Source organism: Pseudomonas sp. QS1027 (assembly GCF_002814235.1).
Lineage (GTDB): Bacteria > Pseudomonadota > Gammaproteobacteria > Pseudomonadales > Pseudomonadaceae > Aquipseudomonas.
The window spans coordinates 62,736-79,918 of record NZ_PHSU01000005.1 but is presented as its reverse complement, the minus strand read 5'-3'; the positions used below and the strand labels follow the sequence as shown (position 1 = coordinate 79,918).

The window sequence follows — 17,183 nt, the reverse complement described above, 5'->3', positions numbered from 1 at the left end:
GAAAGGGAACGGTTGCCGGGGGCTTTGACAGGCCCCCGGCCCTTGTCACTTTAGTGCACCAGCATGCCGGTGAAGATATAGGCCTGGGCCAGGGTGATCAGCCCGACAATGGTGGCGAAGAACAAGCTGTGCTTGAGGGTGAAGCGGAACAGATCCGATTCCTTGCCCACCAGGCCAGTGGCGGCGCAGGCCACGGCGATCGATTGCGGGGAGATCATCTTGCCGGTGACGCCGCCGCTGGTGTTGGCCGCCACCAGCAGGATGTCGTTGACGCCGATCTGGTGCGCCGTGGTCGCTTGCAACGAACTGAACAGGGCGTTGGACGAGGTATCGGAGCCGGTGAGGAACACCCCCAGCCAGCCGAGGAACGGCGAGAAGAACGGGAACGCGGCGCCGGTCGCGGCCAGAACCAGGGCCATGGTCGAGGACATGCCCGAGTAGTTGGTGACGAAGGCGAAGGCCAGCACCATGCCGATGGACAGGATCGGCCAGCGCAGCTCGTAAAGGGTTTCTTTAAAAGTGGTCAGACCAGTCTTGAAGTCGATTTTCAGGATCAGCATCGACACCAGGGCGGAGAAGAAAATCGCCGTGCCGGTGGCCGCGATCGGGTCGAGCTTGAAGACGGCCGCAATCGGCGTGGGCGTTGCGACGATCGGCGCGGTCTTGATCACCAGTTGGTCGAGATGCGGGATGGCAAAGCTGAACACCGTGCCGTACATCGCGCCGCCAGTGGCGAACAGCGCCTTGAACGACTTCAGGGTCCAGATTGTCACCAGCACGGTGAGGATCAGGAACGGCGACCAGGCCTTGAAGATCTGCCCCAGGCTGTAGGGCGAGGCGAGGCTGCTGCGCGGCTGGCCGAAACCGCCGACGCTGGCGGTGATCACCGCGCCCGGAGCGGCACCGGCGATCTGCGCGCCGGCGGTGCGCTTGGGTTGCCAGACTTTCAGGAACAGGGTCAGGGAGACCAGGCTGACCAGCGCCGAGGTGATGTCCGGCAGTTCCGGGCCGATGAAGTTCGAGGTGAAGAACTGGGTCACGGCAAAGCTCAGCCCGGCCACCAGGGCCGCCGGCCAGGTTTCCCGCACACCGCGCAGGCCGTCCATCATGAACACCAGCCAGAACGGCACGAACAGCGACAGCAGTGGCAGCTGGCGGCCGGCCATGGCGCCGATCTTGAACGCGTCGAGACCGGTGACCTGGCCTGCAACGATGATCGGGATGCCGAGGGCGCCGAAGGCCACCGGCGCGGTGTTGGCGATCAGGCACAGGCCGGCTGCGTAGAGCGGGTTGAAGCCCAGGCCGACGAGCAGGGCGGCGGTGATCGCCACCGGGGCGCCGAAGCCGGCGGCACCTTCGAGGAAGGCTCCGAAGCAGAAGCCGATCAGCAGCACTTGCAGGCGCTGGTCATCGGTAATCGACAGCACCGAACTGCGGATGATTTCGAACTGGCCGCTCTTGACCGTCAGTTTGTAGAGGAAGACCGCCGCCACGATGATCCAGGCGATGGGCCACAGGCCGTAGGCGAATCCGTAGCCGGCGGCGGCGAGCGCCATGTCGACCGGCATCTTGAAGGCGAAGATCGCCACCAGGATCGACAACACGAGGGTAATGCTGCCCGCCACATGACCCTTGAGGCGAAACACCGCCAGGGCCAGGAAGAAGAAAACGATGGGAATCACGGCTGCGAGAGCAGACAGGCCGAGGCTGCCGAGAGGGCTGTAGAGCTGTTGCCAGGTTTGCATAGTGGGGTGGCCCCTAATTGTTGTTGGTCAGGCACTGATGGCGATTTGGATAATTGGTAATACCAATTTACAATCGACGGACGCTAGGTTAAAAGCCTTGTTAGGGATGTGTCAATTTGCCGCTCTGAAACTTTCGTCTGAGAGGTGTTCGGCGAGGGGGCTGAGCAGGTGATTTATGTCGTGTCTGGCAGGTGCTGGTCGCGCCTCGATAGGCCAGAATAGGCAGTCCCGGCAAGGGTTCGGGATCGTAAGGAGTGAGTGATGGGGTTTGATCAGATTCGTCAGCGCCGTTTGTCTGACGATATTGTCCAGCAGCTTGAGGGGATGATCCTCGAGGGCACGCTCAAGGCCGGTGAGCGGCTGCCGGCCGAGCGTGCGCTGGCCGAGCAGTTCGGTGTCTCACGCCCGTCGCTGCGCGAGGCGATCCAGAAGCTGGTGGCCAAGGGGCTGCTGGTCAGTCGCCAGGGCGGTGGCAACTATGTGGTGGAGTCGCTGGGTTCGACCTTCAGCGATCCGTTGCTGCACCTGCTGGAAAGCAATCCGGAAGCCCAGCGCGACCTGCTGGAGTTTCGTCATACCCTGGAGGCGTCCTGCGCCTATTACGCGGCGTTGCGGGCAACCGAGGCGGATCGGGAGCGCCTGCGCGTGGTTTTTGAGCACTTGCAGAGCTGCTACGGGCGGGCGGACGAGGTGAGTCGGGCGGAAGAGGGCGCGGCGGACGCGAGTTTTCACCTGGCAATTGCCGAGGCGAGTCATAACGCGGTGTTGCTGCATACCATCCGCGGCTTGTTCGATCTGCTCAAGCGTAATGTGGTGACCAACATTGGCGGCATGTACAAGCAGCGCAGCGAAACCCGGGACATGCTGATCAACCAGCATCGCGAGCTGTACCTGGCGATTATCGAAGGACGTGCCGACGACGCCCGAGCCGTGTCCAGCCGGCACATTCTGTATGTGCAGGAGGTACTGGAGGAAGTGCGCCAGGAAGTGCAGCGGGTGGCGCGGGCCGAGCGGCGCAAGGGGTTGTAAGCGTGGCGAGGGGTTGCCCCCTCGCCACCGGCTCAGTCTTCCTTGCCCTTGTTGCGCACGGCGCGCTGCAAGTCCCGATTGGCATCGCGCTCGCGCTCGGTATCGCGCTTGTCGTATTCCTTCTTGCCCTTGCCCAGGGCAATCTCGCACTTGACCAGGTGCTTGCTCCAATACAGCGACAGGCAGACACAGGCATGGCCCTTCTGCTGTACGGCCGCGTGTATCTTTTCCAGCTCGCGCTGGTTGAGCAGCAGCTTGCGCGTGCGCGTCGGGTCGGCAATGACGTGGGTGCTGGCGGTCGTCAACGGCGTGAAGTGGCTGCCAAACAGCCAGGCTTCACCGTTCTTGAGCAGTACATAGCTGTCGACCAGCTGTGCCTTGCCTGCACGTAGACTCTTTACTTCCCAGCCGGCCAGGACCAGACCAGCCTCGAACCGTTGTTCGACGAAGTAATCGTGGCGCGCCTTTTTATTTTGCGCGATGGTCCCTGTGGGGTGCTTCTTCTGTTTAGCCATAGGGGCGGCATTATAGGGAGTTGCGCGCCACTCGGCTACGGTGAAGCTGCGTGCTTGAGCGCGTAGGATGAATCCCGGACAATGCGCGCACTTTTGTTTGCCGCCCAGCTGTGGAATCAACGCTGACATGACGACCCATATTCAACGTTCGGCCTTGCTGCCTTACCCGGCACAGGCGCTTTATGACCTGGTGAACGACGTGGCGCGTTACCCGGAGTTCCTGCCGTGGTGCTCGACGGCCCAGGTGCTCGAAAGCTCTGAGACGCACATGCGTGCCACGCTGGGGGTGGCCAAGGCGGGCTTGAGCCAGCATTTCGTCACCCGCAATACGCTGGTACCGGGACACTCGATTGAAATGAACCTGGAAGAAGGGCCGTTCACTCAACTGCACGGTGTCTGGGTGTTCAAGCCCCTCGGGGAGAAAGCCTGCAAGATCAGCCTGGACATGACCTTCGATTATGCCGGGCCCCTCGTGCGGGCAACCCTCGGGCCGCTTTTCAACCAGGCGGCCAATACCCTGGTGGATGCCTTCTGTCAGCGGGCCAAGCAACTCCATGGTTGAGCCCCTGGTTGCGATAGAGGTGGTTTACGCCGATATCGGGCGTCAGTGCCTGCAGGCGGTTTCAGTGTCGGCGGGAACGACGTTGCGGGCGGCGGTGCGCCTGTCGGGGATCGCCGAGCAGTTTCCCGCGCTGGATATAGCGGTCTGTCCGTTGGGGATTTTCGGCAAGGCGATTGCCGATGCCGATAGCCGCATGGTGACGGAGGGTGATCGCATCGAAATCTATCGCCCCTTGCTGGCCGATCCGAAGGAAGTCCGGCGCCTGCGTGCGGAAAAAGCGGCCAAGGCCAAGGCGCAAAACCTGTAGGCATAAAAAAAGCCCGGACATGCCGGGCTTTTTTTGTACCGCCGTTTTACTGCGGTGTGGTATCCAACGGTTCCGGGACCGGGACCGGTACGGCTTTTACGCCGTCGACATCTTTCTGGATCTGATCCAGCAGCGAACCCGGCTTGGCTGGCGTCTCTGGCTTCGGCTTCTCGGTATTCTGCACCGGAGCGTTCACCTGTGTGCCGTCCTTGCCCAGGATCGCTTCATCGCGGCTTACGCCGGGCTTGAAGTCGCCGGACAGGCTGGCGAGTTGATCATTGGCATTGAATATCAGGCTGACACGCTCCTGCTGGCGTTCACCGCCACCGGGCTGCAGGCTATACAGGTAATCCCAGCGATTGGGGTGGAATGTGTCGACCAGCAGGGGGTTGCCCATGATAAACCTTACTTGCTTGCGGGTCATTCCCGGGCGCAACTGGTCTATCATGTCCTGCGTGACGACATTGCCCTGTTGGATGTCGATTTTGTAAACCCCGGGGAATGAACAACCGGCGAGTGCGAGCAGTCCCACTAAGGTAAAACTGGTTAGCAACAGCTTGGTGTTTTGCATCGGTGGGCGACTTCCACTATCTTGGCTGGGACAACGTAAACCCCGATCATACCCGTATTAAGAGAAGCTGCGAAGCAGCATCGCGAGAAAGCTGACCATGGTTGAAAATAGCGAACTACGTAAAGCCGGCTTAAAAGTGACTCTGCCACGGGTCAAGATTCTGCAAATGCTCGATTCTGCCGAGCAGCGTCACATGAGCGCCGAGGATGTCTACAAGGCGCTGATGGAAGCTGGCGAGGATGTTGGCCTGGCAACGGTCTACCGTGTACTGACCCAGTTCGAAGCGGCCGGGTTGGTGGTTCGCCACAATTTCGACGGCGGCCATGCGGTCTTCGAGCTGGCGGACGGCGGGCACCACGACCATATGGTCAACGTCGATACGAGCGAGGTGATCGAGTTCACCAGCCCGGAAATCGAGACACTTCAGAAGGCGATCGCCGAAGCTCACGGTTTCGAGCTGGTGGATCACAATCTGGTGCTGTACGTACGCCAAAAGAAAAAATAAGTCTGTTGCGAATACCGGTTCGCGAAGCGATCAAAGGCGACCTCAGGGTCGCCTTTGTGCTTTTTGTTGCCAGATTTTTCTAGGTGCCGATGTCCAGGCTCAAGCTTTGGCTGTGATCACCATCTTTTTCGCGTGGGCCAGGGATTCCTTGGTCAGGTCAATGCCCCCGAGCATGCGCGCGACTTCTTCGATCCGTTCGGCCTTGCTCAGTTTCGAGACCGCCGTGCGGGTGGCATCGCTGCCGCGCATCTTGTGCACAAATAGATGATGGTGCCCTTGCGCCGCCACTTGTGGCAGGTGCGTGACCGTCAGGACCTGTCCGCGTTCGCCGAGGCGGCGCAGCAGTTGGCCGACGATCTCGGCGGTCGGGCCACCGATACCCACGTCCACTTCGTCGAACACCAGGGTCGGGATGCGCGAAGTCTGTGCGGTGATGACCTGGATCGCCAGGCTGATCCGTGACAGCTCGCCCCCGGAGGCCACCTTCGCCAGTGCCTTGAGCGGTTGGCCGGGGTTGGCGCTGACCAGCAATTCGACCAACTCAAGGCCATAAGGCAGTGGTTCGTTACTGGTGTTGGCGTGCAGTTCGATGCTGAAGCGTCCGCCGGGCATGCCCAGGCGCTGGATTTCCTGTTCCACTGCGCTGGCGAGGCTGGTTGCCGCCTGATGGCGCAGGTCGCTGAGCTCCCGTGCCCGCTCCTGGTAATGCCGGGCATAGGCCGCGAGCTCTTCCGTCTGGCGCTCGATGGCTTCGTCGTTGGCATTGAGGGTTTCGATTTCATCCAGCAGCTTTTGCTGGAGAGTCGCCACTTCGGTCGGCTGGATGCGGTGCTTGCGCGCCAGGGTGTAGATGGCGTCCAGACGTTCCTCGAGCTGCTGCAGGCGAGCTGGGTCGGCGTCGAAGTGGTCGAGAAAACGGTTCAGTTCGCCGACGGCTTCCTCGACCTGGATCTGTGCGCTGGCCAGCAGGTTGGTGGCTTCGCCCAGGGCGCCGCTACCGTTGTTGACGCTGGAGAGGCGGTTGAGGCTCGCGGTCAGGGCGTTGAGCACATTGCCCGAGTCGCTTTCGCTGCATTGTTCCACCACCTGGCGGCAGATGCCGAGCAGGGTTTCGGCGTTGGTCAGGTTCTTGTGTTCCTGCTCCAGGTCCCCCAGCTCGTTTTCCCCCAGGCCGAGGTTCTCGAGTTCTTCGAGCTGGTAGCTGAGCAGTTGGTGGCGGGCGCGCTGTTCGTCACCGGAGTTGGAGAGACGCTCCAGTTCCTGGCGGGTCTGGCGCCAGCGCTGGGCCGCGAGCTGTACCTGGCGGGCGAGATCGGTGGCGCCGGCATATTCGTCGAGCAGTCGGCGGTGGGTATCGGTTTTCAGCAGGGATTGGTGTTCGTGCTGGCTGTGGATGTCGATCAGCAGTTCGCCGAGGGCCTTGAGGTCGCCCTGGGGGCAGGGCGAACCGTTGATATAGCCGCGCGAGCGACCTTCGGCGGTAATCACCCGGCGCAGGATGCACGGACCGTCGTTGTCGAGGTCGCGCTCGGCGAGCCAGGCCCGGGCCTCGGGAATGTCTTCGAGATCGAAGGTGGCGAGGATGTCGGCCTTGTCCGCACCGGGACGGACCACGCCGCTGTCGGCGCGATCGCCCAGGGTCAGCCCGAGGGCGTCGAGCATGATCGACTTGCCGGCACCGGTTTCGCCAGTGATTACGCTCATCCCGCGATCCAGTTCCAGATCGAGATGTTCGACGATTGCGTAGTTATGTACGGACAGGTGCACCAGCATGAAGGCCGCTCCCAGGCTTTAGGTCTGGTTATTTATACAGTGTTTTGATTTGCGCTGACAATCTTGCCCTTAGTCCGATTGGCTTGAATGTCGGGGTTTCTTAGCGCGAACGGTAATCTTGTGCTGGCAGGCTGGCAGGTGATTGCCGCGCGACTGGCCCTTGAACCTGGAAATTGCGACCCCATATATCGGGGCAGAAGCGCGAGTCGAGCTCGCGGACGATATTGAAAGGAGGTTTTTTATGGCTGACGAACAGACTCTGGATTCGCAAAATCAGGAAGCCGGCTCGGCCGCACAGGCTCAGGGCGACGATCTGGCCACCCGCGTCCAGGTGCTCGAAGAGCAACTGGCAGCGGCACAGGATCAAGGGTTGCGTGTCGCAGCCGACCTGCAGAACATCCGCCGGCGTGCCGAGCAGGATGTGGAAAAGGCACACAAGTTCGCCCTGGAGAAGTTTGCCGGCGACCTGCTGCCGATCATCGACAGCCTCGAGCGTGGCCTGGACCTGTCCAACCCGGACGATGAAAACATCCGGCCGATGCGCGAAGGCATCGAGCTGACCCTGAAGATGTTCCAGGACACCCTCAAGCGTTATCAACTGGAAGCTATCGACCCGCACGGCGAACCCTTCAATGCCTCCCTGCACCAGGCCATGGCCATGCAGGAAAGCGCTGATGTCGAGCCCAACAGCGTGCTGAAAGTGTTCCAGAAAGGCTATCAGCTCCACGGTCGCCTGCTGCGCCCGGCGATGGTTGTGGTCAGCAAGGCGGTCGCTCCGGTTTCGCCGACGATCGACGAGCAGGCTTGAAATCGGCTGCAAGGCCCCCATCTACAAGTCAAGCGTTTAAGTGCTACCGCAGTTGGCCATAACCGCTGCGGCAAAAAAATCAAAGTTTCGGGAGAGTGAAATGGGCAAAATTATCGGTATCGACCTGGGGACTACCAACTCCTGCGTCTCCATTCTTGAAAACGGCAAGGCCAAAGTGATCGAAAACGCCGAGGGTGCACGCACCACGCCGTCGATCATTGCCTACGCCAACGATGGCGAAATCCTGGTTGGCCAGTCGGCCAAGCGCCAGGCGGTGACCAATCCGCATAACACCCTGTACGCGGTGAAGCGTCTGATCGGTCGCAAGTTCGACGAAGAAGTCGTTCAGAAAGACATCAAGATGGTCCCTTACAAAATCGCCAAGGCTGACAACGGCGATGCTTGGGTCGAAGTGAACGGCCAGAAAATGGCACCGCCACAGATCTCGGCTGAAATCTTGAAAAAGATGAAGAAAACCGCCGAAGACTACCTCGGCGAAGAAGTGACTGAAGCGGTCATTACCGTTCCGGCCTACTTCAACGACAGCCAGCGCCAGGCTACCAAGGACGCCGGTCGTATCGCCGGCCTGGACGTCAAGCGCATCATCAACGAACCGACCGCGGCTGCTCTGGCCTACGGCATGGACAAGGCTCGGGGCGACCACACTGTCATCGTTTATGACCTGGGTGGCGGTACCTTCGACGTGTCCGTGATCGAAATCGCCGAAGTTGATGGCGAGCACCAGTTCGAAGTGTTGGCCACCAACGGTGACACCTTCCTCGGCGGTGAAGACTTCGACATTCGTCTGATCGACTACCTCGTCGACGAGTTCAAGAAAGAAAGCGGCATGAACCTCAAGGGTGACCCGCTGGCCATGCAGCGCCTGAAAGAAGCCGCTGAAAAAGCCAAGATCGAGCTGTCTTCGGCTCAGTCGACCGACGTCAACCTGCCGTACATCACTGCAGATGCCACCGGTCCGAAGCACCTGAACGTGAAAATCTCCCGCGCCAAGCTGGAAGCGCTGGTGGAAGACCTGGTTCAGCGCACCATCGAGCCTTGCCGCATCGCGCTGAAAGACGCCGGTATCGACGTTGGCGCGATCAACGACGTGATCCTGGTCGGCGGTCAGACCCGCATGCCGCTGGTACAGAAGCTGGTCACCGACTTCTTCGGTAAAGAAGCCCGTAAAGACGTCAACCCGGACGAAGCCGTTGCCATGGGTGCTGCTATCCAGGGCGCCGTTCTGGCGGGTGACGTGAAGGACGTTCTGCTGCTCGACGTCAGCCCGCTGACCCTGGGTATCGAAACCATGGGTGGCGTGATGACCGCGCTGATCGAGAAAAACACCACGATTCCTACCAAGAAATCGCAAGTGTTCTCGACTGCCGACGACAACCAGGGCGCCGTGACCATTCACGTCCTGCAGGGTGAGCGCAAGCAAGCCGCGCAGAACAAGTCCCTGGGCAAGTTCGACCTGGCCGAGATTCCACCAGCACCACGTGGCGTGCCACAGATCGAAGTGACCTTCGACATCGACGCCAACGGCATCCTGCACGTCGGCGCGAAGGACAAGGCCACCGGCAAAGAGCAGAAGATCACCATCAAGGCCAACTCCGGCCTGTCGGATGAAGAAATCCAGCAGATGGTTCGCGACGCCGAGCTCAATGCCGAGGAAGACCGCAAGTTCGAAGAGCTGGCCGGTGCCCGCAACCAGGGCGATGCCCTGGTGCACTCGACCCGCAAGATGATCGCCGACGCCGGTGACAAAGTGACCGCCGAAGAGAAAACCGCGATCGAAGCGGCCGTGGTTGCCCTGGAAGCCGCTGTCAAAGGCGACGACAAGGCGGCTATCGAAGCCAAGGTCGAGGAGCTGTCCAAGGTCTCCGCGCCTGTGGCCCAGAAGATGTACGCCGAACAGGGCGCCAAACCTGAAGCCGGTGCACAACCTGCCCAGGAAGAAGCGCACCACAAGGATGACGTCGTCGACGCTGAGTTCGAAGAAGTCAAAGACCACAAGTAACCACTTGCAGGTCAACCGGTTGACTGCTCTTGAGCGGTGACTGGTAGGATGTCGCCGCGCGGGAGCTTGCTCCCGCGTTGGCGTGTCTGGAATAGGCAAATTTTTACAGCATGCGACAGCGTTCGGGTGCTGATGGTCGGGGCGGGACTGTTCAAGTCGGGAGTCCCGAACATCCTCAAGAGTGCAAAGAATCATGGCAAAGCGTGACTATTACGAGGTTTTGGGGGTCGAGCGTGGCTCCAGCGAGGCGGACCTGAAAAAAGCTTACCGCCGCCTCGCGATGAAACATCACCCGGACCGTAATCCGGATGACAAGGCGTCGGAAGAGCTGTTCAAGGAGGCCAACGAGGCCTACGAAGTGCTGTCCGACTCCAGCAAGCGTGCCGCCTACGACCAGTACGGCCATGCGGGTGTCGACCCGAGCATGGGTGGCGGCGGTGCCGGCTTCGGCGGGCAGAACTTCTCCGATATCTTCGGCGATGTGTTCAGCGATTTCTTCGGTGGCGGTCGCGGCGGTTCCCGTGGCGGCGCCCAGCGCGGCAGTGACCTGCGCTACACGCTGGAGCTGAACCTGGAAGAGGCGGTACGCGGTACCACCGTCAATATCCGCGTGCCGACGCTGGTCAACTGCAAGCCGTGCGACGGCTCCGGGGCCAAGAAAGGTTCCGCGCCGATCACCTGCCCGACCTGTGGCGGTATCGGCCAGGTGCGCATGCAGCAGGGCTTCTTCTCGGTGCAGCAGACCTGCCCGCGTTGCCATGGCCAGGGCAAGATCATTTCCGATCCGTGCGATTCCTGCCATGGTCAGGGCCGCGTGGAAGAGTACAAGACCCTGTCGGTGAAAGTGCCGTCGGGCGTCGATACCGGTGACCGTATTCGCCTGTCCGGCGAAGGCGAGGCGGGTACGCAGGGTGGTCCGACCGGCGACCTGTATGTCGTGATCAATGTCCGCGAGCACGATATTTTCCAGCGCGACGGCAAGCACCTGTTCTGCGAAGTGCCGATCAGCTTCGTCGACGCAGCCCTGGGCGGCGAGCTGGAAGTGCCGACCCTGGACGGTCGCGTCAAATTGAAGATTCCGGAAGGTACCCAGACCGGCAAGCAGTTCCGTCTGCGCGGCAAGGGTGTTGCGCCCGTGCGTGGCGGTGGTGCGGGTGACCTGATGTGCCGTGTGGCTGTCGAGACTCCGGTGAACCTGAGCCGTCGCCAGCGTGAACTGCTGGAAGAGTTCCGTTCCTCCCTGGCTGGCGACAGCTCTCATTCGCCCAAGGCCAGCGGTTGGTTCGAAGGGATGAAGCGTTTCTTCGGCGACCTGTAAGGAGCGAGGCATGCGACGTATAGCTGTGATGGGCGCCGCCGGGCGCATGGGCAAGATCCTGGTCGAGGCGGTGCAGCAGCGCGCGCCGCTCACCGGCCTGACGGCGGCGGTCGTTCGTCCCGGCAGTTCGCTGGTGGGGGCGGATGCCGGCGAGCTGGCTTCGTTGGGGCGTATCGGCGTGCCGTTGTCCGATGGCCTGGACGCGGTGGCGGACGAGTTCGATGTGTTGATCGATTTCACGCTGCCGGAAGTGATGCTGAAAAACCTGGCTTTCTGCCGCAAGGCCGGCAAGGCCATGGTAATCGGTACCACCGGCCTGGACGCGGCGCAGAAGGCGTTGCTGGCCGAAGCGGGCAAGGATATTGCGATTGTCTTCGCGGCCAATTTCAGTGTCGGCGTCAACCTGTCGCTGAAGTTGCTGGATATGGCGGCGCGGGTGTTGGGCGATGATGCGGATATCGAGATCATCGAGGCCCACCACCGGCACAAGATCGATGCGCCTTCGGGCACAGCGCTGCGCATGGGCGAGGTGATCGCCAAGGCGCTGGATCGTGATCTGCAGAAGGTCGCGGTGTACGGTCGGGAAGGTCATACCGGTGCGCGCGAGCGGGAAACCATCGGTTTTGCCACGGTGCGTGGTGGTGATGTGGTCGGTGATCACACCGTGCTGTTCGCCGCCGAAGGCGAGCGCCTGGAGATCACCCACAAGGCTTCGAGTCGCATGACCTTCGCCAAGGGCGCGGTGCGTGCGGCGTTGTGGCTGGATGGCAAGGCGCCAGGCCTGTACGATATGCAGGATGTGCTCGAACTGCACTGAGTGATGTCCCGGAAACAGGGTTGGCAGGGTCTGCCTGCCCTGTTTCGCACCGCAAAGCGACGCCCTGTCGCATTCCCTGGCCTTTTCGGCTCATTAGCGGTGGATTAAAAAAGCCTTTTTCTGTAAGCTACAGCTTTAGTGTGTCCACTAAAAGCGCGCAGAATAATTCAGTGAACGAGCGGGGTGACGTGTCCATACGTCATTCCGCTTTTTTACAACCTGCGATCGCCCTTTCAGGCTTTATTTACGGGAGGTCTTCTTGACTAAGCCAGCCATACTCGCCCTTGCTGATGGCAGCATTTTTCGCGGCGAAGCCATTGGAGCCGACGGTCAGACCGTTGGTGAGGTGGTGTTCAACACCGCAATGACCGGCTATCAGGAAATCCTTACCGATCCTTCCTACGCCCAGCAAATCGTTACCCTGACTTACCCGCACATCGGCAACACCGGTACCACGCCGGAAGATGCCGAGTCCGATCGTGTCTGGTCCGCCGGCCTGGTCATCCGCGACCTGCCGCTGGTAGCGAGCAACTGGCGCAACACGATGTCCCTGTCCGATTACCTGAAGGCCAACAACGTGGTGGCCATCGCCGGTATCGACACCCGGCGCCTGACCCGCATCCTGCGGGAAAAAGGTTCGCAGAACGGCTGCATCATGGCCGGCGACAACATTTCCGAAGCCGCGGCGATTGCCGCAGCACAAGGTTTCCCGGGCCTGAAGGGCATGGACCTGGCGAAAGTCGTCAGCACCACGAAGCAGTACGAGTGGCGCTCGACGGTCTGGGACTTGAAGACCGACAGCCACGCGACCATCGAAGCCTCCAAGCTGCCTTACCATGTCGTGGCCTACGACTACGGTATCAAGCACAACATCCTGCGCATGCTGGTCGAGCGCGGTTGCCGCGTGACGGTCGTGCCGGCGCAAACCCCGGCCGGCGACGTTCTGGCCCTGCAACCGGACGGCGTGTTCCTGTCCAACGGCCCGGGTGACCCGGAGCCTTGCGACTACGCGATCAAGGCGATCAAGGAAGTACTGGAAACCGAGATTCCGGTGTTCGGTATCTGCCTGGGTCACCAGCTGCTGGCCCTGGCCTCCGGCGCCAAGACCCTGAAAATGGGTCACGGCCATCACGGTGCCAACCACCCGGTCCAGGACCTGGATACCGGTGTTGTCATGATCACCAGCCAGAACCACGGTTTTGCGGTGGATGAAGCGACCCTGCCGGCCAATGTCCGGGCGATTCACAAGTCGCTGTTCGACGGCTCCCTGCAAGGCATCGAGCGCACCGACAAGAGCGCGTTCAGCTTCCAGGGCCACCCTGAAGCCAGCCCGGGCCCGAACGACGTTGCACCGCTGTTCGATCGCTTCATCAATGAGATGGCCAAGCGCCGTTGATCGCCTGAATGCCCAGGGCGGCCCCGCCACGCGGCGGCCCCCTGGGGCTCTTCTAGGATTGTTCAACGGCTTGCCGACTGACCTGCGGATTTGAGTGACAAACCCATGCCAAAACGTACAGACATAAAAAGCATCCTGATTCTCGGTGCCGGCCCGATCGTGATCGGCCAGGCCTGCGAATTCGACTACTCCGGCGCCCAGGCCTGCAAGGCCCTGCGCGAAGAGGGTTACCGCGTCATCCTGGTGAACTCCAACCCGGCCACCATCATGACCGACCCGGCCATGGCCGACGCCACCTACATCGAACCGATCAAGTGGCAGACCGTGGCCAAGATCATCGAGAAGGAGCGTCCGGACGCCCTGCTGCCGACCATGGGTGGCCAGACTGCCCTGAACTGCGCCCTGGACCTGGAGCGCGAAGGCGTGCTCGAGAAGTTCGGCGTGGAAATGATCGGTGCCAACGCCGACACCATCGACAAGGCCGAAGACCGTTCGCGCTTTGACAAGGCGATGAAATCCATCGGCCTGGACTGCCCGCGTTCCGGTATCGCCCACAGCATGGAAGAGGCCAATGCGGTCCTCGAGAAGCTCGGCTTCCCGTGCATCATCCGTCCGTCCTTCACCATGGGCGGCACCGGTGGCGGTATCGCTTACAACCGTGAAGAGTTCGAAGAAATCTGCGCCCGTGGCCTGGACCTGTCGCCGACCAAGGAACTGCTGATCGACGAATCGCTGATCGGCTGGAAAGAGTACGAGATGGAGGTGGTCCGCGACAAAAAGGACAACTGCATCATCGTCTGCTCCATCGAGAACTTCGACCCGATGGGCGTGCACACCGGTGACTCGATCACCGTTGCACCGGCACAGACCCTGACCGACAAGGAATACCAGATCCTGCGTAACGCCTCCCTGGCGGTACTGCGTGAGATCGGCGTGGAAACCGGTGGTTCCAACGTTCAGTTCGGCATTTGCCCGAACACCGGCCGCATGGTCGTGATCGAGATGAACCCGCGGGTATCGCGTTCCTCGGCGCTGGCTTCGAAAGCCACCGGCTTCCCGATCGCCAAGGTCGCGGCCAAGCTGGCGGTGGGTTACACCCTGGACGAGCTGTCGAACGACATCACCGGCGGCAAGACCCCGGCGTCCTTCGAACCGTCCATCGACTACGTCGTGACCAAGCTGCCGCGCTTCGCCTTCGAGAAATTCCCGAAAGCCGACGCCCGCCTGACCACCCAGATGAAGTCGGTGGGTGAAGTCATGGCCATCGGCCGGACCTTCCAGGAATCCCTGCAGAAAGCCCTGCGCGGCCTGGAAGTGGGCGTTTGCGGCCTGGACGAGAAGCTCGACCTGAGCAACCCGGAAAGCATGAACGTGCTCAAGCGCGAGCTGACCGTGCCGGGCGCCGAGCGCATCTGGTACGTGGCGGACGCCTTCCGCGCCGGCATGACCGTCGAAGAAATCTTCGGCATGAACATGATCGATCCGTGGTTCCTGGTGCAGATCGAAGATCTGATCAAGGAAGAAGAGAAGGTCAAGACCCTGGGTCTGTCGGCCATCGACCGCGACCTGATGTTCCGCCTCAAGCGCAAGGGCTTCTCCGACATGCGTCTGGCCAAGCTGCTGGGCGTGACCGAGAAAAACCTGCGGACCCATCGTCACAAGCTGGAAGTGTTCCCGGTCTACAAGCGCGTCGACACCTGCGCGGCCGAGTTCGCCACCGACACCGCCTACCTGTACTCGACGTATGAAGAAGAGTGCGAGGCCGCGCCATCGGGTCGCGACAAGATCATGATCCTCGGCGGCGGTCCGAACCGTATCGGCCAGGGCATCGAGTTCGACTACTGCTGCGTGCACGCGGCCCTGGCGCTGCGCGAAGACGGGTACGAGACCATCATGGTCAACTGCAACCCGGAAACCGTGTCCACCGACTACGACACCTCCGATCGCCTGTACTTCGAGCCAGTGACCCTGGAAGACGTGCTGGAAATCGTCCGCGTCGAGAAGCCGAAAGGCGTGATCGTCCAGTACGGCGGCCAGACCCCGTTGAAACTGGCCCGTGCCCTGGAAGCGGCCGGCGTGCCGATCATCGGCACCAGCCCTGACGCCATCGACCGTGCCGAAGACCGCGAGCGCTTCCAGCAGATGGTCGAGCGCCTGAACCTGCGTCAGCCGCCAAACGCCACCGTGCGCAGCGAAGACGAAGCGATTCGTGCCGCGAGCAAGATCGGTTACCCGTTGGTGGTGCGTCCGTCCTACGTGCTGGGCGGTCGGGCGATGGAAATCGTCTACGAAGAAGAAGAACTCAAGCGTTACCTGCGCGACGCGGTGAAAGTGTCCAACGACAGCCCGGTGCTGCTGGACCACTTCCTCAACTGCGCCATTGAAATGGACGTGGATGCGGTCTGTGACGGCACCGACGTGGTGATCGGCGCGATCATGCAGCACATCGAGCAGGCCGGTGTTCACTCCGGTGACTCCGCGTGCTCGCTGCCGCCGTACTCGCTGCCGGCGCACATCCAGGACGAGATGCGCGACCAGGTCAAGAAAATGGCCCTGGAGTTGGGTGTTGTCGGCCTGATGAACGTGCAACTGGCCCTGCAAGGCGAAGATATCTACGTCATCGAAGTCAACCCGCGCGCTTCGCGTACCGTGCCGTTCGTCTCCAAGTGCATCGGTGTCTCCCTGGCCATGATCGCTGCTCGCGTGATGGCCGGTAAGACCCTGAAAGAGCTGAACTTCACCAAGGAAATCATTCCGAACTTCTACAGTGTGAAAGAGGCGGTGTTCCCCTTCGCCAAATTCCCTGGTGTGGACCCGATCCTGGGCCCGGAGATGAAGTCTACCGGTGAAGTGATGGGCGTCGGCGACACCTTCGGCGAAGCGTTCGCCAAGGCCCAGATGGGCGCCAGCGAAGTGCTGCCGACCGGCGGTACCGCCTTCATCAGCGTGCGTGATGACGACAAGCCACTGGTTGCAGGCGTGGCCCGTGATCTGATCAACTTGGGCTTCGAAGTGGTGGCAACTGCCGGCACGGCCAAGGTGATCGAAGCGGCCGGGCTGAAAGTGCGCCGGGTCAACAAGGTGACGGAAGGTCGTCCGCACGTCGTCGACATGATCAAGAATGACGAAGTCACCCTGATCATCAACACGACCGAAGGCCGTCAGTCGATCGCTGACTCGTACTCCATTCGTCGTAACGCGCTGCAGCACAAGATCTACTGCACCACTACCATTGCTGCTGGCGAAGCCATCTGCGAAGCGCTCAAGTTCGGTCCGGAGAAGACCGTGCGTCGCTTGCAGGATCTACACGCAGGATTGAAGGCATGACCAAATACCCCATGACCGTCCAGGGCGCGAAAGCCCTGGAAGAAGAGCATGCTCACCTGACCAAGGTCGTCCGTCCGAAGCTGAGCCAGGACATCGGTACGGCCCGCGAGCTGGGTGACTTGAAGGAAAACGCCGAATACCACGCTGCCCGCGAGCAGCAAGGTATGGTCGAGGCGCGGATCCGTGACATCGAAGGCCGCATGCAGAACGCGGTGATCATCGACGTCACGACCATCCCGCACACCGGCAAGGTGATCTTCGGTACCACCGTGGAAATCGCCAACGTCGAAACCGACGAAAGCGTGGTTTATCACATCGTGGGTGAGGATGAGGCCGACTTCAAACTCGGCAAGATCTCCGTTGGCTCGCCACTGGCCCGTGCCTTGATTGCCAAGGAAGAGGGTGATGTGGTGGCTGTCAAAACGCCCGGTGGCGTTATCGAGTACGAGATTGTTGAAGTCCGCCACATCTGAACGAAGGCGCCCGCTGC

15 protein-coding genes are annotated in these 17,183 nt (G+C 61.2%); 11 read left to right on the top strand and 4 right to left on the bottom strand.

The features are described 5' to 3' along the window. Window positions 1–50 precede the first annotated feature (50 nt). A complete protein-coding gene (locus CWE01_RS05995; RefSeq protein ID WP_100939618.1) occupies window positions 51–1,745 on the bottom strand; it encodes a lactate permease LctP family transporter in 1,695 nt (564 codons plus the stop codon). Window positions 1,746–2,006: 261 nt separating this feature from the next. Between CWE01_RS05995 and CWE01_RS05990 the strand changes: the two genes are divergently transcribed. Continuing rightward, window positions 2,007–2,774 (top strand): GntR family transcriptional regulator, encoded by a 768-nt coding sequence (locus CWE01_RS05990; protein WP_100939617.1) that lies wholly within the window; start codon window positions 2,007–2,009, stop codon window positions 2,772–2,774. 32 nt (window positions 2,775–2,806) lie between these two features. On the opposite strand, the gene smpB is transcribed toward CWE01_RS05990, so the two are convergent. Beyond that, complete coding sequence (gene smpB / locus CWE01_RS05985) at window positions 2,807–3,289, bottom strand: SsrA-binding protein SmpB (RefSeq protein WP_100939616.1); 483 nt, start codon at window positions 3,287–3,289, stop codon at window positions 2,807–2,809. A 127-nt stretch (window positions 3,290–3,416) separates the two neighbouring features. Here smpB and CWE01_RS05980 point away from each other — a divergent pair, with 127 nt between their 5' ends. Then, window positions 3,417–3,851, top strand: coding sequence for a type II toxin-antitoxin system RatA family toxin (locus tag CWE01_RS05980; protein ID WP_100939615.1), 435 nt, complete (start codon window positions 3,417–3,419; stop codon window positions 3,849–3,851). Further along, window positions 3,844–4,158 carry an RnfH family protein gene (locus tag CWE01_RS05975; protein ID WP_100939614.1) on the top strand — a complete coding sequence of 105 codons (315 nt, stop codon included), beginning with the start codon at window positions 3,844–3,846 and terminating at the stop codon, window positions 4,156–4,158. The genes CWE01_RS05980 and CWE01_RS05975 overlap by 8 nt, the downstream gene beginning before the upstream one ends. Before the next feature lie 46 nt (window positions 4,159–4,204). Here the strand turns inward: CWE01_RS05975 and CWE01_RS05970 are convergent, their stop codons facing one another. After that, the gene (locus CWE01_RS05970; RefSeq protein WP_100939613.1) at window positions 4,205–4,729 is read right to left on the bottom strand and encodes an outer membrane protein assembly factor BamE; all 525 of its coding nucleotides are present in this window, start codon (window positions 4,727–4,729) and stop codon (window positions 4,205–4,207) included. A gap of 97 nt (window positions 4,730–4,826) precedes the next feature. Between CWE01_RS05970 and fur the strand changes: the two genes are divergently transcribed. Next, a complete protein-coding gene (gene fur / locus CWE01_RS05965) occupies window positions 4,827–5,234 on the top strand; it encodes a ferric iron uptake transcriptional regulator (RefSeq protein WP_100939612.1) in 408 nt (135 codons plus the stop codon). A gap of 99 nt (window positions 5,235–5,333) precedes the next feature. Here fur and recN read toward each other — a convergent pair whose 3' ends face one another. Then, complete coding sequence (recN, locus tag CWE01_RS05960; protein ID WP_100939611.1) at window positions 5,334–7,007, bottom strand: DNA repair protein RecN; 1,674 nt, start codon at window positions 7,005–7,007, stop codon at window positions 5,334–5,336. A gap of 241 nt (window positions 7,008–7,248) precedes the next feature. Here recN and grpE point away from each other — a divergent pair, with 241 nt between their 5' ends. The 7 genes from grpE to greA all read left to right on the top strand — a co-directional run bounded on the left by grpE (window position 7,249) and on the right by greA (window position 17,166). Continuing rightward, window positions 7,249–7,815: a nucleotide exchange factor GrpE gene (gene grpE, locus CWE01_RS05955; protein ID WP_100939610.1), complete on the top strand. Its 567-nt coding sequence runs from the start codon at window positions 7,249–7,251 to the stop codon at window positions 7,813–7,815. Window positions 7,816–7,915: 100 nt separating this feature from the next. After that, window positions 7,916–9,835, top strand: a complete 1,920-nt coding sequence (dnaK, locus tag CWE01_RS05950) for a molecular chaperone DnaK (RefSeq protein ID WP_100939609.1) — start codon at window positions 7,916–7,918, stop codon at window positions 9,833–9,835. Window positions 9,836–10,028: 193 nt separating this feature from the next. Next, on the top strand, window positions 10,029–11,153 hold the full coding sequence (gene dnaJ / locus CWE01_RS05945) for a molecular chaperone DnaJ (RefSeq protein WP_100939608.1): 1,125 nt from the start codon (window positions 10,029–10,031) through the stop codon (window positions 11,151–11,153). Between the two features lie 10 nt (window positions 11,154–11,163). Then, window positions 11,164–11,970 (top strand): 4-hydroxy-tetrahydrodipicolinate reductase, encoded by an 807-nt coding sequence (dapB, locus tag CWE01_RS05940; RefSeq protein WP_100939607.1) that lies wholly within the window; start codon window positions 11,164–11,166, stop codon window positions 11,968–11,970. Between the two features lie 259 nt (window positions 11,971–12,229). Continuing rightward, complete coding sequence (gene carA / locus CWE01_RS05935; protein WP_100939606.1) at window positions 12,230–13,366, top strand: glutamine-hydrolyzing carbamoyl-phosphate synthase small subunit; 1,137 nt, start codon at window positions 12,230–12,232, stop codon at window positions 13,364–13,366. A gap of 105 nt (window positions 13,367–13,471) precedes the next feature. Next, the gene (gene carB / locus CWE01_RS05930) at window positions 13,472–16,693 is read left to right on the top strand and encodes a carbamoyl-phosphate synthase large subunit (RefSeq protein ID WP_100939605.1); all 3,222 of its coding nucleotides are present in this window, start codon (window positions 13,472–13,474) and stop codon (window positions 16,691–16,693) included. Further along, a complete protein-coding gene (greA, locus tag CWE01_RS05925; RefSeq protein ID WP_024077441.1) occupies window positions 16,690–17,166 on the top strand; it encodes a transcription elongation factor GreA in 477 nt (158 codons plus the stop codon). Before carB ends, greA begins: the two co-directional genes overlap by 4 nt. The last annotated feature ends 17 nt before the right edge of the window (window positions 17,167–17,183 follow it).